At 33.9% G+C, this 15438-nt stretch carries 11 protein-coding genes; 3 read left to right on the forward strand and 8 right to left on the reverse strand.

The window, feature by feature from the left end; all coding sequences use genetic code 11:
- Both HCJ50_RS08170 and cas13a read left to right on the forward strand, forming a co-directional pair.
- Positions 1-555: DDE-type integrase/transposase/recombinase (locus tag HCJ50_RS08170; protein ID WP_187127549.1), on the forward strand; the 555-nt coding region annotated here is incomplete at its 5' end.
- Between the two features lie 26 nt (positions 556-581).
- Positions 582-3542 carry a type VI-A CRISPR-associated RNA-guided ribonuclease Cas13a gene (gene cas13a / locus HCJ50_RS08175; protein ID WP_315984910.1) on the forward strand — a complete coding sequence of 987 codons (2961 nt, stop codon included), beginning with the start codon at positions 582-584 and terminating at the stop codon, positions 3540-3542.
- Between the two features lie 497 nt (positions 3543-4039).
- Here the strand turns inward: cas13a and HCJ50_RS08180 are convergent, their stop codons facing one another.
- From HCJ50_RS08180 to mdrL, 3 genes are all read right to left on the reverse strand, one after another.
- Complete coding sequence (locus HCJ50_RS08180) at positions 4040-4255, reverse strand: helix-turn-helix domain-containing protein (protein WP_185349164.1); 216 nt, start codon at positions 4253-4255, stop codon at positions 4040-4042.
- A 16-nt stretch (positions 4256-4271) separates the two neighbouring features.
- Entirely contained in the window at positions 4272-4832 is a 561-nt protein-coding gene (locus HCJ50_RS08185; protein WP_185349166.1) for a DUF2975 domain-containing protein, read from the reverse strand.
- A gap of 134 nt (positions 4833-4966) precedes the next feature.
- Positions 4967-6160 carry a multidrug efflux MFS transporter MdrL gene (gene mdrL, locus HCJ50_RS08190; protein ID WP_185349162.1) on the reverse strand — a complete coding sequence of 398 codons (1194 nt, stop codon included), beginning with the start codon at positions 6158-6160 and terminating at the stop codon, positions 4967-4969.
- Between the two features lie 168 nt (positions 6161-6328).
- Here mdrL and HCJ50_RS08195 point away from each other — a divergent pair, with 168 nt between their 5' ends.
- Complete coding sequence (locus tag HCJ50_RS08195; RefSeq protein WP_185349161.1) at positions 6329-6859, forward strand: PadR family transcriptional regulator; 531 nt, start codon at positions 6329-6331, stop codon at positions 6857-6859.
- A 37-nt stretch (positions 6860-6896) separates the two neighbouring features.
- Here HCJ50_RS08195 and pflA read toward each other — a convergent pair whose 3' ends face one another.
- From pflA to mutS, 5 genes are all read right to left on the reverse strand, one after another.
- Positions 6897-7643 carry a pyruvate formate-lyase-activating protein gene (gene pflA / locus HCJ50_RS08200; RefSeq protein WP_003730627.1) on the reverse strand — a complete coding sequence of 249 codons (747 nt, stop codon included), beginning with the start codon at positions 7641-7643 and terminating at the stop codon, positions 6897-6899.
- A gap of 78 nt (positions 7644-7721) precedes the next feature.
- Positions 7722-9953, reverse strand: a complete 2232-nt coding sequence (pflB, locus tag HCJ50_RS08205) for a formate C-acetyltransferase (protein WP_185349159.1) — start codon at positions 9951-9953, stop codon at positions 7722-7724.
- A 425-nt stretch (positions 9954-10378) separates the two neighbouring features.
- Positions 10379-10927: a glycerol-3-phosphate responsive antiterminator gene (locus tag HCJ50_RS08210; protein ID WP_185349157.1), complete on the reverse strand. Its 549-nt coding sequence runs from the start codon at positions 10925-10927 to the stop codon at positions 10379-10381.
- A gap of 17 nt (positions 10928-10944) precedes the next feature.
- The gene (mutL, locus tag HCJ50_RS08215; RefSeq protein ID WP_185349155.1) at positions 10945-12756 is read right to left on the reverse strand and encodes a DNA mismatch repair endonuclease MutL; all 1812 of its coding nucleotides are present in this window, start codon (positions 12754-12756) and stop codon (positions 10945-10947) included.
- A gap of 22 nt (positions 12757-12778) precedes the next feature.
- Complete coding sequence (mutS, locus tag HCJ50_RS08220; protein ID WP_185349153.1) at positions 12779-15361, reverse strand: DNA mismatch repair protein MutS; 2583 nt, start codon at positions 15359-15361, stop codon at positions 12779-12781.
- Positions 15362-15438 lie beyond the last annotated feature (77 nt).

Here is a 15438-nt window from a genome sequence, read left to right on the forward strand (position 1 = left end):
AAAATTACAGATTTACACCAAACACATAAGGGACGAATTGGATTAACTAAGCTCCATTATTTATTAACTCAAGAAATGGGAATCGCCATTGCCTATCCAACACTAGTTAGGTATCGAAAAGAGCTTGGATTTATCGCGCGCAGTACACATAAAAAATTTCGCAAAGAAACAATCATTGATACTGTACTAACTAATCATGTTGACCGCCAATTTAATGAACAAAATATCTACTTATGTGATTTTTCTCAAGTTCGATTAAAAACGGGACAATGGATTTACCTTTGTGTACTATTCAATACTGCTTATCGCTATGTTGAAGATGTACAAGTCAGTTTACATCCTGATTCACAAACGGTGATTGAGTTATTAAGCCGACAACAATTCCAGTCAAATCAGCCAATTATTTTCCATACTGATCAAGGCAGTCATTTTCGTTCAATAAGTGTAAGTTTATATTGTGAGCAGCACGGAATCATCCAGAGCTTTTCGAAGAAAGCATGCCCATATGATAATGCCCCAATGGATTATTACAAAAAAATAAACAAGGAAAAATAAAAGTTTCGAATGTCACTGAACTTAATATCACAGATTCCTTCAATCATCGTTTCAAAAAAAGTTTATATTATTTTCAGGAAAATACTCCTGTCAAAAGTGAAGAATACAGAATAGAAATAAATCTCTCACAATTGTTAGAAGAAAGCTTACAAAAACAACAAGGAACATTTATTTGCTGGGAATCTTTTAGCAAAGACATGGAAGTCTATATTAATTGGGCTGAAAATTATATTTCATCGCGAACGAAGCTAATAAAAAAATCCATTCGTAACAATAGCATTCAATCTACAAAATCAAGAAGTGGCAAACTAATGGCTAAATACATGAACGAAATTTTAATAAAAGAGCAACCTTTCAATATTCAATTACTAAGTGAAAAGTACCAACTTAAAAAATTAACTACTGCTTTAAAAACTACTTTAAAAGCAGCCAAGAAAAATGATAAAGAGATAAACTATAAACTTAAGTCCACTCTCCAAGACCACGAAAGACAAATAATTGGAAAATTGAAGGAAGATTCCGAACTGAATCAATTTAATATAGAAATAAGAAAACATCTTGAAACCTATTTTCCTATTAAGAAAACACAAAGCAAAGCTCAGGATATTAGCAATTTAGAAGTAGAATTCATCCAAAATAGAATAGAGCACCGGTTGAAAAATAAAATAGTTCAACGCATTCTCCAAGAAGGAAAATTAGCTTCTTATGAGATTGAATCGACAGTTGACTCAGATATCTTACAAAAAATTAAAATGGGGGAAGCATTTGCTTTAAAGTTTATCAATGCTTGTTTATTTGCTTCTAATAATTTAAGAAATATGGTCGATCCTGTTTGTAAAAACGATATTTTAGGCATAAATACTTTTAAAAATAGTTTTAAAAATAGAAATGAAAAAAATTTCATTCGTCAATGGTCGCAATTCTTTTCTCAAGAAGGACCTGTTGATAATATTAAATTAGTTGCATGGGGGATGAGGGGAGCCATCGAACCAATAAGAAATGAAATAATTCATTTTAAGGAGCATAGTTGGAAAAATATTTTTAACAAACCTACATTTAAGGATTGGGAGAAAACTGAATTTTATTATCAAGATACCTTATTTAAAGATTTCTTTAATAAAGAAATAGCTATCGTTCCAGAATTAATCAAAGAAAAATTGAAAAGTAGCAATATTTTAGATTACTATTCCAATGACCAGCTTAAACAAGTATTTACAATTCCTAATTTCGAATGGTCCTTATTGACTTCTGCAGTTCCATTTGCACCTAGTTTTAAACGAGTTTATTTAAAAGGGTTTGATTATCAGAATCAAGATGGAACACAACAGGATTATGACCTTGAATTAAACATCTACAACGAAAGAGCCTTTCATTCGGAGGCGTTTCAGTCTCAATATTCATTATTTAAAATGGTTTATTATCAAGTATTCTTACCAAAATTCACTACCAATAACGGTTTATTTAAGTCAAGTGTAGCTTATATTTTAAAGTTAAACAAAGCACAAAAAGGTTACGCCAAGGCATTTCAAGATATTCGAAATATGGATAAAGATGAAAAGCCCTCAGAATATATGAGTTACATTCAAAGTCAACTAATGCTCTATCAAAAAAAACAAGAAGAAAAGGAACAAATTAACCATTTCGAAAAATTTATAAATCAAATATTTATTAAAGCTTTCAACTCTTTTATAGAAAAGAATAGATTAACATTTATTTGCCATCCAACCGAAAATACAGAGTCAGAAAGTGATAATTTAGAAGTTCCTTTTCATACGGAAATAGATGATTCTTATATTGCATTTTGGCTTATGTGTAAATTATTAGATGCTAAACAACTAAGTGAATTACGTAATGAAATGATAAAATTTAGTAGTTCTTTGGAGTCCACCGAAGAAATAAACACATTTACCAAAGCAAGAGAAGTAATTGGTTTAGCGCTTTTAAATGGCGAAAAAGGGTGCAATGATTGGAAAGAACTTTTTGATGATAAAGAAGCTTGGAAAAAAAGCATGTCCTTATATGTTTCCGATGAATTGCTTCACTCATTGCCTTATACACAAGAAGATGGACAAACACCAGTCATTAACCGAAGTATCGATTTAGTAAAAAAATATGGTACGGAAACAATATTAAAGAAATTATTTTCCATGTCAGATGATTATAAAGTTGTGGCTAAAGATATCGCAAAATTACATGAATATGATGTAACCGAAAAAATGAATTATCGCGAAAATTTACATAATCAATGGATAAAAGAACCAAAGTTAGCACGTGACTCAAAATGGAGAAAAGACTATCAAAGAGTCATTAATGATATTAATAACTACCAGTGGACTAAGGCAAAGGTAGAATTAACGCAAATAAGAAATCTCCATCAACTAATTATTGATTTACTTTCAAGGTTAGCAGGATATATGTCTATTGCTGATCGTGATTTCCAGTTTTTAAGTAATTACGTTTTAGCAAAAAAACAATCTAAGTATAGAGTTGCAAGTTGGATAGGGCTTTGTAATAAAAAATATATGTGTCATGAGTTATATAATATTCAAGATACCTCTAGACCAGAATATATAGTTACAACCGAGAATATGCAGCTACAAACTGATCTTAAGCAATTACACTCAACCTTAAGGCACTTGAAAGTATTTATTGGGCAATCGAAAGGAAAACGAAATAAAATTTCACATTTTAATTATCTTAATGGACAGTTAGGGAAATCTATTTTAGAATTATTTGATGATGCCCGGGATGTACTTTCCTATGATCGTAAACTAAAAAATGCGGTATCTAAGTCTTTGAAAGAAATTTTGAACTCCCACGGAATGGAAGTGACATTTAAACAGCTATATAAAACCAACCATCATCTAGAAATTGAGAAACTACAGCCTAAAAAAATACAACATTTGGGTGATAAAAACACCGTTTATTCCAATCAAGTTTCCGAAGAATACTGTCAACTGGTAAGAAATTTATTGACGATGAAGTGATTTATAAAGCATTAATTAAGTCTAATTGAAAGCAACAATAGATTCAGTGAAAGCTGGAAAAGACCCAATTATTAAACAAAATATTAGCAAAACACAAAGAAAGTAGCCTCAGTAAAATTATATTTTCTTATAAAATTGAAGGAAACAATTTCAGGTGAAGAAAGAAGAAATCCAAACAAAGATATAGATGTCTGTCAAAAAAAATGTACCAATGCCATACAGGATGGATATTGAAACCAAATTCTACTAGTCCTGAGTTAACCACAATATATGTAAAATAATAAATGAGATTTTCGATGTTATAAATCAAGAGAGGACAACAGTTCTCTCTTACTTAAGTATTTAATCTTCTAGTTTACATAATATATATTATAGGAAGTAATACCAATTATATAAAGAAGCACCATTCCACCAAAATATCACTTTTTCAAGCTCTTTACGCAATTTTAAAAGCATTGAGCTAGGACTTAATGCTTTTAAATGCGTCTCATTTACGCTTATAACGAATTATCGTCTACATATTCTAAAATATCACCGGGCTGACATTCCAATACCTTACATATTTCATTTAATGTCGAAAATCGAATTGCGCTTACTTTACCAGTCTTTATTTTTGATAAGTTCACATTGGTCACACCAACTTCTTTAGATAATTGATTTAAAGACATTTTGCGGTCTGCCATAATTCGATCCAACCTTAGTATGATTGCCATTTATTTTTCGCTCCATTCATAAGGTTTCATCAGATTCTTTTTGTAATACGGCACCATACCTAAAAATTTCAGTTAGACAATAGAAAATTATCGCAAAGAAAAATGACATATCAAGGGATAAACTAATGCTATAACCTGGTATTAATATTGTATGGAATATAGAATACAATATTTGCGGTACTAACGCATATATAAGAAGTAATTGTGCCACTAGTCGTAATCTGGACACCTGGATATCACTAAAAGGCGCAAACTCCACTGCCAAACTCTTAAAAATTATACTTGCAACCCATAATAAAAAAGCTAGTAGTAATAGTGATAAAGCAGCAAATCCTAACATAATCCATTGCTCAGTCTCATCATATTGACCTGTATCAACGCCTGGAAAAAATGATGTTTGAAAATTAAAACCAATCGATCCATTTTCATTTGGTGTAGTTATACTAAAATTACTACTATTATTTTTACGCAATTTCATCATTACACTCAATACTAATATGATAATTGAGCTTATAGATAATAATTTAAGGGCAATATGAAGAAAATAACTCGTTTTTTGTAATCTTTTTAGTTTCAATGTAATCTCTCCCCTTTTTTCTAAATTATATCTGGCATTAGCAATAATTGTCAACGGATTTTTAATGCTAAACGTTAATTTTTTATCTTTAATCATAAAAAAAGACCGAACACTATAGTTCAGTCTTCATTTATTTATTCACTTTTAACAGAGCTTGCTTGCTGTAAAGAAAAATGAGCTGGTTTTAATTTAATAAATAACAAGCCCATACCTGCTAAACAAATGACACTTGCAACAATAAACGGCATTTTCATTCCCAATGCTTCACTTAATAGCCCAGAACAAAGCGGTGCAAAAGCAGCTCCTAACCACCGCACAAAGTTATAAGCCCCACTTGTGACACTTCTTGCATAAGGAGAATGTTCCATGACAGTTGTTGTAAATAATGCGTTATTAATACCTAAAATTAAACCAGAAATAACAATTAAAGCAATATCTACTGCAGTATTATCTACAAATCCAAGCAGTGCTAAGATGACCGCACATGCTAGTAAAGAGCCTTTTAGAACCTGTTTACTATTAAAACGCATTTCTAACGCATGAGATATTTTTGCAGAGCCGAGTGCTAAACAAAGCCCCCACGCAAAAAACACAAAACCAATTTGAATTGCTGATAAACCAAGTACTAGTGGCGAATATGCTAAAATCGTAAAGAAACAATAATAGTAAAACATCCCACTAAAAGCAATTTGTAAAAATGGTCGATATTTAAATAAATGTAACATCTGTTTAATAGCCAGTTCTTTCTTTTCTGTTGGCTCAGTGATAATCTTCTTAGGTTCTTTCACTTTAAATAAAATAAGTAAAAATGCAATAAAAATTAAACAAGCTGTAGCGAAAAACGGATAACGCCATGACATATTACCAAGAATACCACCAAGAAGCGGTCCAAAAGCCATTCCAAGACCCATTGAAGCCTCATAAATACCAATCGCATGTCCCGGTGTTTCCGATAAAGCTATTAGCATCGTCATTGCTGTAGCCATAAACATCGAATTACCAAAGCCCCAGCCAGCTCGAAAAATCGACAATGCCCCAATAGTGTCTGATAAACCACATAATAATGCAAAAATCGTTACAATAAATAGTCCTATAACAATTAATTTTTTATCTCCAAGTTTTCCAGCGACAATCCCGATTGGAATCATCATAATTGCCATCGTAAAAATATAAGCCGTAAACAACATTTCCACTTGCGAATGTGATGCACCAATACTTTCAGCGATGGAAGGAAGTAATGGATCTACTACGCCAATCCCCATAAATGCCAGCAAACTAGCTGCTGCAGTAATCCATTTTCCTGTACTCATTTCTTTTTCCGTCATCATAATACAAACTACACTTCCCTTTCTAAATAAAACTCACTTATTATATTACGCTTGATAAATACTAATGTCAATATTTACATATATATATTGTTACATATGTAAAAAGTTTACTTATTTTTGTATTTCGCTTACAATAAGATTAAAGAGCATTTTAGAGAGGTTAAAAATATGACGCCAAATGTATTAGAATATACTTTATTACAAATGATTGCCCGTGAAGCAGCTAGTGGTTATGAGCTTGCCAATCGCTTAAGAATTATGCAAAATACACATCATAGTCAAATCTACCCTGCGCTTTCCAAATTAGAAAAAGCTGGATATTTAGTCGTCCATAAACTAGCACAAGATAAAAAACCCGATAAAAAAGTATACACAATTACACAGTCTGGGTTAGACTCACTTCTTCATTGGTCTGAAACACCGCTTAAAATACCAGTTACTAGAGATGAATTCACAACAAAAGTGCAATTGAATTGGTTAAATAACACAAGAACAAAGGGACTAATTCAAGAAAGAGAAGTTTATTTGAAGGAACAATTAGCTCTAATAGAAGAAACTTTAGCTCATTTTGCCGCACTATTTGACTTAAGTACTTCCGAAGACAAGCTAAAAAACATGTCCTATCAGGTTTATGCTAGAAAACTAGAATTGATTAAAACAGAATTACTTTGGTGCACCGAGATGTATAAAATTTTATAGAAAAAAACCGACGAACCATAAATTCGTCGGTTTTTTTCTATTTATAACTGCTTGTTTCAAGAATTTTATTGGCTAATGCTACTACTTCTTCTTCCGGAGCTTCAATACCTTCCAGTGGATAACGAATGCCCATTTCTTTCCATTTGTAAACACCCATTGTGTGGTATGGAAGCACATCCACTTGTTTCACATTTGGGAGTGTTTGAATAAATTCGTGCAGTTTCGTTAAGTCTTCCGGATCGTCTGTTTTCGTAGGGATTAGTACATGTCTAATCCAAATTGGTTGTTCTTTATCACGAAGATAATGAGCAAAATCAATAATTGGTGCATTAGATTTCGTTGTTAATTTTAAATGTTTTTCTGGATTGATTTGTTTAATATCAAGTAAAATTAAATCGGTAACTTCCATTAAACGATCTAATTTCTCAATAAATTCTGGGTCTCGCGTAAAGCAACCACCGCAAGAATCAATTGTTGTATGCACACCAGCTGCCTTACATAGCGTGAAAAACTCAATTAGGAAATCTACTTGTAGTAAAGGTTCACCACCACTGACTGTAACACCGCCTCCAGATGCATCCCAAAACTCTTTATATTTGATTGCTTCGTTAAATACATCTTGAGCAGATCTTTCTGTACCGGTGCCGATTTTCCAAGTATCAGGATTATGACAAAACTGGCAACGAAGTAAACACCCTTGCATAAAAACAATAAACCGAATACCGGGTCCATCAACTGTCCCCATTGTTTCGACTGAATGAACTCTTCCTAAAACCTCTGTCATAATTCTCCTCTTCCTTTCCTAAATAACAAGGATTGCTACTGGTGAGCAATCCTTGTCAAAGCATCTCGCCGATTTTTATTACATAGATTCGTGCATTGTACGGTGAATAACATCTAATTGTTGTTCACGTGTTAGTTTAATGAAGTTAACCGCATATCCAGAAACACGGATAGTTAATTGCGGATATTCTTCTGGGTGGTCCATCGCATCAAGTAAAGTATCACGATTAAATACGTTAATATTTAAGTGATGTCCCATTTTAGTGGAATAACCATCAAGCATAGCTACTAAGTTATTGATTTGAGATTCATCTTCACGTCCTAAAGCTTTAGGCACGATGGAGAATGTGTTAGAAATACCATCTTGACCATATTCATAAGGAAGTTTAGCAACAGATGAAAGTGAAGCTAAAGCACCTTTTGTATCACGGCCATGCATTGGGTTCGCACCTGGTGCAAATGGTTCTCCAGCACGACGTCCATCTGGTGTATTACCAGTTTTCTTACCATAAACTACATTAGAAGTGATTGTAAGAACTGATGTTGTATGAACTGAATCACGGTAAGTTTTATGTTTTCTTACTTTTGTCATAAATGTTTTTAGAAGATCTACTGCGATTTCATCAACACGATCATCATTATTTCCGTATTTAGGATAGTCGCCTTCGATTTCATAATCAACGACAATACCATCTTCGTCACGAATTGGACGAACAGTAGCGTATTTAATAGCAGATAGGGAGTCAGCTGCAACAGAAAGTCCAGCGATACCAGTAGCCATTGTACGTAACACTTCTGTATCATGTAATGCCATTTCGATACGTTCATAAGCGTATTTATCATGCATATAGTGAATTACATTTAAAGTATTTAGGTAAAGTTCAGCAATCCATTCCATCATTGCATCATATTTTTCCATTACTTCTTTGTAATCAAGTACATCGCCTTCGATTGGACGGTAAGCTGGTCCAACTTGCGCTTTTGATTTTTCGTCAACCCCACCATTGATTGCATAAAGAAGTGTTTTAGCAAGGTTAGCACGAGCACCAAAGAATTGCATTTGTTTACCAACACGCATTGCTGATACACAACATGCGATTGCATAATCGTCTCCCCATTTAGGGCGCATAACATCATCATTTTCGTATTGAATAGCAGATGTTTTAATGGACATTTTTGCACAGAATTTCTTGAATCCTGATGGTAAATGAGTGGACCATAGTACTGTCAAGTTAGGTTCTGGAGCAGGTCCTAAATTATCTAAAGTGTGTAAGAAACGGAATGAGTTTTTCGTTACAAGAGGAACGCCTTCTTCAGTGATACCACCAATGGATTCAGTAACCCATGTTGGATCTCCGGAGAATAATTCATTGTAATCTGGTGTACGAGCGAATTTTACAAGACGTAATTTCATAATGAAGTGATCCACAATTTCTTGTGCTTCTTCTTCTGTAATTAAGCCATTACGTAAATCACGTTCTACATAAATATCTAGGAATGTAGAAGTACGTCCTAAACTCATTGCTGCACCGTTTTGTTCTTTAATCGCTGCAAGGTAACCAAGATATAACCATTGGAAAGCTTCTTGAGCAGTTTTTGCTGGGCGACCAAGATCGAAACCGTGTTTTTCTCCTAGAACTTTTAATTCACCTAAAGCGCGAATTTGTTCATTCAATTCTTCACGTTGACGAATAATATCATCGCTCATTGTACGTAATCCTGTATTGTTTAAATCATTTTTCTTTTGTTTAATTAAGAAGTCTATACCATAAAGTGCCACACGACGATAGTCACCAATGATACGTCCACGACCATAAGCATCTGGCAATCCTGTAATTACACCAGATTTACGAGCAGCGCGCATTTCAGCTGTATAAGCATCGAATACACCTTGGTTATGTGTTTTACGATATTCAGAGAAAATATGGCTAACTTCTTCATCTACTTTAAAGCCATAAGATTCAGCTGCAACTTCTGCCATACGGATTCCGCCGAATGGTTGTAAAGCACGTTTAAATGGTACATCTGTTTGTACACCAACTACTTTTTCTAAATCTTTGTTTAGGTAACCTGGGTCATGTGAAGTAATGGTTGAAACGATTTTGGTATCCATATCGAGTACGCCACCATTTTCACGTTCTTGTTTAGTTAAGTCCATTACTTGATCCCAAAGTTTTGTTGTTGCGTCAGTAGGGCCAACTAGAAAAGAGTCGTCACCATCGTATAAGCGATAGTTTTTTAAAATAAAGTCACGTACGTCTACTTCTTGTTGCCAATTACCACCTGCGAATTCATACCATTGTTCAGTCATCATATAACCTCCATTTATTGTTCGTTTTCGAGCGTGCTTTTATGAGCAAACTAATTTATTAATAATCTACACTGTTATCATAACATATTCTACAAAAAATGCTACAGTTTTATGCGATTTTTTTCAATTTATTTTATGAATTTTTTGTGTCGGTTTGATTAAAAGTTAATGAAAATCCCTTTATTAAGCGATTTACCCAAATTGTTATCATTCCTATTTTAGTTTTATTTTAATTTCTATTATTTTCTGTACTACTTAAAACATATAGTCCTGTTATGGTACAGTTATAAATTATTTAAGCTCTATAAAACAGTTGGAAAACGCTTAACACTTGCAATAGCAATAGTTTATCCAGTTATATAGCGTTTTCATTGTTTTTCATAAAAAAAGCAGAGTGCTGTTTCATGCAGCTACTCCGCTTTTTATTACCATAATTCTTTATTAGATGTTGTTACCGCAATTGCCCCGCTAGTAATTACTTGATCAATTTGGTCAGTTGTTTCAATTAACCCGCCTGCAATTACTGGGATATGCAATTTCTCTGTCATTTTTTGCACATGTGCAGGAATTATCCCTGGTAAAAGTTCGATACAATCTGGTTGTACTTTTTGAATAAGTGTAACTCCTTTATTGTATGCACTTGAATCAATCATAAATAAACGTTGAATTGCGAGCATTTTGTGTTGTTTTGCTTTCAAAATTGCATTAGCTCTAGTTGAAATGATACCATCAGGACGGATTTCTTTACATAAAAAATCTATCGCATAATCGTCGTTTTTTAATCCATTAACTAAGTCAGCATGCAGCAATACTTTTTTCCCACTATCTTGAGCATATTTTACTAATGCTTTTAACTGAGCTACATGTGTTTCTAGCATAACCATATATGTTCGATCTAATTCCAATATTTTTTCCATATCTTTTTGATTATGTGCAGCTGGAATAATTGTTTGACCGGAAAATGGTAAATCCAATTCTGGTTCCTCCTCTTTTACATTACACGTTTAAACATTTTTTCAAGTTCGTAGGTTGTGTACTGAATAATGACTGGGCGACCATGAGGACAAGTAAATGGATCACTTACTTCTCTTAAAGTATCAAGTAAAGCTTCCATATCTTTTGTTGTTAAGTAATGGTTTGCTTTAATTGATTTTTTACAACTCATCATAATTGCCGTATCTTCCCGGAGCTTATGAATACTAATACTAGGAGAAGTAAGTGCTTCATCAATGATTTCTCGAAGCGTCTCCTCTTCTTGATCTTTCGGAAACCAGGTTGGATGAGCACGAATAATATAGCTATTTTGACCAAAACTTTCTAGAAAAACACCTACTTCTTCCAGTTTTTCTTTTTGCTCTTCTAAGCGCACATACTCATCTGTTGAAAACTCTAATACGATGGGTACAAGCAGTTCTTGAAGTTCACGACTTACTTCTCCTATTTTTTCCCGGTAAAACTCATATTTTATCCGTTCTTGAGCCGCATGTTGGTCAATAATATATAACCCATTTTCATTTTGAGCAAAAATATAGGTTGCATGCATTTGTCCAATTGGATACATTTTTGGAATCCGTTCTTTTGGTATTTCATTTGCTGCTTCTTGTTCCTCAGAATTATAAACTGGTGCGGTTTCTAAAATAAAATCTGTTTCGGTTGGAACATCGGCGTCTGAAGGAACATACTCAGGAATAGCTGGTTTAGAAAATAGCTCTTTGGGTGCTTCTTTTGGTTCATTTTCTTCAAACGACATCTGGATTTGCTCAGATTTTTGTAATTCCTTCTGTTTTTTAGATACCTCGCCATCTGGAATTAGTTGTAATTGATGAAAGGCTTGTTTAATCATTTGACTAATTAATTGACCTAGTTCTTTTTCTTTACTTAAACGAACTTCTAACTTAGCTGGATGAACGTTTACATCTACAATAATTGGATCCATTTCAATTTGGAGAACAATAATTGGAAAGCGACCTATTGGTAAAAGTGTATGGTACCCTTCTTGAATAGCTTTTACTAAGGCAAAGTTTTTAATAAAACGCCCGTTAATAATTGTAGAAATATAATTACGATTCGAACGATTCACTTCAGGCAATACAGCATAACCAGCTATTTTAAAATCAAGCGACTCTGCATGTACAGGAATTGTTTTCCGAGCAATAGAGATCCCGTAAATCGCTGCAATGACTTGTCTTAAATCGCCATTCCCATTCGTTTGCAGTAAAGATTTATCGTTATGTGAAAAGCGAAAACTAATGTCAGGATGCGCTAAAGCTAAACGGTTTAAGATATCAGTGATGTTTCCAAGCTCAGTAGGTAAGCTTTTAAGATATTTTAAACGGGCTGGGGTATTAAAAAATAGTTGCGATACCTCGATTTGTGTTCCTTTTCTAGCATGCCCACTTTTTTGTTCGATTATTTTTCCGCCTTCGAGTGAAATACTTGTTCCTTTTGTTTCACCAGTGGATGTTTCCATTGATAAATGAGATACAGAAGCAATACTCGGCAGCGCTTCTCCGCGAAAACCTAGCGTATGCACTCGAAATAAATCCGCTTCATTCTTGATTTTGCTTGTTGCGTGACGAAGGAATGCTGTAGCAACATCTTCTTCTTCAATCCCGCTACCATTATCAATAATTGTAATTTTATTTAATCCGGCTTCTTCCACTAAAATATCAATCACAGTACTACCAGCATCAATCGCATTTTCTACAAGTTCTTTTACTACTGATGCAGGACGTTCTACCACTTCTCCAGCAGCTATTTTATTCGATAAAGCATCCGTTAGCTCTACGATATTTTTAGCCATATTAGAACCCGCCTTTCTTTTCTTAATGCATTTTACTTTGTAGCTCGTATAGTTTATTCATTGCATCCATTGGTGTCATTTGCATAATATTTAAGTTGGCAATTTCTTTTATTAATTTTGCTTCTTTGGAAGACTTATGCTTTTCCGGTTCTACTGGGAACATCGAAAGTTGCACTTCTTCATGAATAATTTCTGGTTGTTTTTCACTTGTAGGAATAATTTTTTTACCTTCGTTCTCAAGTTGCTCAAGAATTTTGCTAGCACGTTGAATTAAAGACTTTGGTAATTCAGCTAATTCAGCAACATGAATTCCATAACTTTTATCTGCTGGACCTTCTTTGATTTTATGGAGAAACACAACTTTACCATTTTCTTCTACTGCACTAACATGAATATTTTGCAAGCTATGTAACGCTTTTTCTAAGTCGGTTAATTCGTGATAATGGGTAGAAAATAGGGTTTTTGCATGCACATTTTCATGAATGTACTCAATAATTGCTTGAGCTAATGCCATTCCATCATAGGTGGCAGTTCCACGGCCGATTTCATCAAATAATATTAAGCTATCTTTAGTTGCATGAACAATTGCGTTTCTAGCTTCTAACATTTCTACCATAAAAGTACTTTGACCTGCAATTAAGTCATCTGCAGCACCTATTCTTGTAAAAATTTGATCAAAAATCGGTAAAATTGCTTCTTCGGCAGGGACAAAGCAACCTACTTGTGCACAAATTGCAGTTAGGGCTACTTGGCGCATATACGTACTTTTACCAGACATGTTTGGTCCAGTTATTAATAATATTTCTCTATTTTCATCTAAATCACAATCATTAGCCACATAGCTTTGTGCACCCATTACTTTTTCAACAACTGGATGGCGTCCTTGCTTCACATGGAGCGAACCATCTTCACTAAGAGTTGGGCGGATAAAATGATTTTTCTCACTAATATCAGCAAAACTTTGTAAACAATCAATTTCACTTACAGATTTTGCTAACTTTTGAAGACGTTCGATATAGTCTTTTACAGTTTCGCGAACTTCTGTAAATAATTGATACTCTAATTCCATGCTTTTTTCTTCCGCATCTAGAATAAGTTTTTCTTTTTCTTTTAATTCGGGTGTGATATATCGTTCAGCATTAGTTAACGTCTGCTTGCGTTCATAGCGACCTTCTGGAAGCAAATGCGTATTCGCACGAGTCACTTCAATATAATAACCGAAGACACGATTAAAACCTACTTTCATCGTTTTAATACCTGTTAGCTCTCGTTCTTTACGCTCTAACTCCGCAATCCAGGTTTTGCCGTTTCTACTTGCATCGCGATATGTGTCTAGTTGATTATTATACCCATCCTTTATAATTCCACCTTCACGAATGGATATAGGAGCTGAGTCCATAATGGCTTCTTCTAATTTTTCTGTTAGCTGCTCACAAGGATCCAGTCGATTAGCAAGTTCGGTTAAACTAGGGCTATTCATAGAAAGAAGTGTTGCCCGAATTCGCGGTATTTGATATAACGAATTGCGTAGTTGGATTAAATCACGTGCATTAACATTACCGTAAGCAACTCGTCCAGCAAGACGTTCTAAATCATAGACATTTTTCAAGTTTTCAACTAACTCTAAACGCTCGAAAAAATGTGCTATAAGTTCACTAACATCATTTTGTCGTTCAATAATTTTATTTCGGTCAATTAATGGTCGATCTATCCATTGTTTTAACATTCTGCCACCCATTGCTGTTTGCGTGTTATCTAGCAACCAAAGTAGTGTACCTTGACGACCTTTTCCGCGGATAGAAGCAGCTAATTCTAAATTACGCTTCGAATAGTAATCCATTTTCATATAATTATTAGTTTCATAATGTACCGCTTGCTGCAAATGACCAAGATCGCGCTTTTGTGTTTCTTTTAAATAGTGTAGTAATTTACCAATTGCACGTTTTTCGGATAACGACATATGACGAGTGACTAACTTTTCATTTTCAGCTGGAATAGTGTCCTCTTCATGGATTGAAAAAGTTAGACCTAACTGTTCTTTCATTACATCTGTCAGCACTTCTTTTTCAGTAGCGGAGATAATTAATTCTCTTGTTGAAAGTGTGGTTAGTTCATTGATTAAGCGATCCTCACTTGCTTCGATCACAGTCGATTTTAATTCCCCAGTAGATAAATCAGAATAAGCAAAACCATATTCTTTTCCTTCATAACAATAAAGTGCTGCGATATAATTATTTTCTTTTGCTTTAAGCCCTCGTTCATCCATTACTGTTCCGGGTGATATTAACTGGACAACTTCTCGTTTTACCATCCCTTTTGTCGTTTTTGGATCTTCAACTTGTTCGCAAATTGCCACTTTATACCCTTTTTCAATCAAAGTATCAATATAACCACTTGCCGAATGATAAGGAACTCCACACATTGGGATTTTCTCTTTCGTACCACCCTCACGACCAGTTAGTGTAATTTCTAAAATTTGAGAAGCATTTAACGCATCCTCAAAAAACATTTCATAAAAATCTCCTAAACGGAAAAATAAGAAAGCATCTTGATATTTATCTTTTATTTCTAAGTATTGCTTAATCATTGGTGTATATTCTGTCATTATCTCATCATCCCTTACTTCTTTTTCATCCTTTTATTATAGCATAAAGTATCATTTTTCTGCGAATCCAAAAAGAA

Source organism: Listeria immobilis (assembly GCF_014322765.1).
GTDB lineage: Bacteria > Bacillota > Bacilli > Lactobacillales > Listeriaceae > Listeria > Listeria immobilis.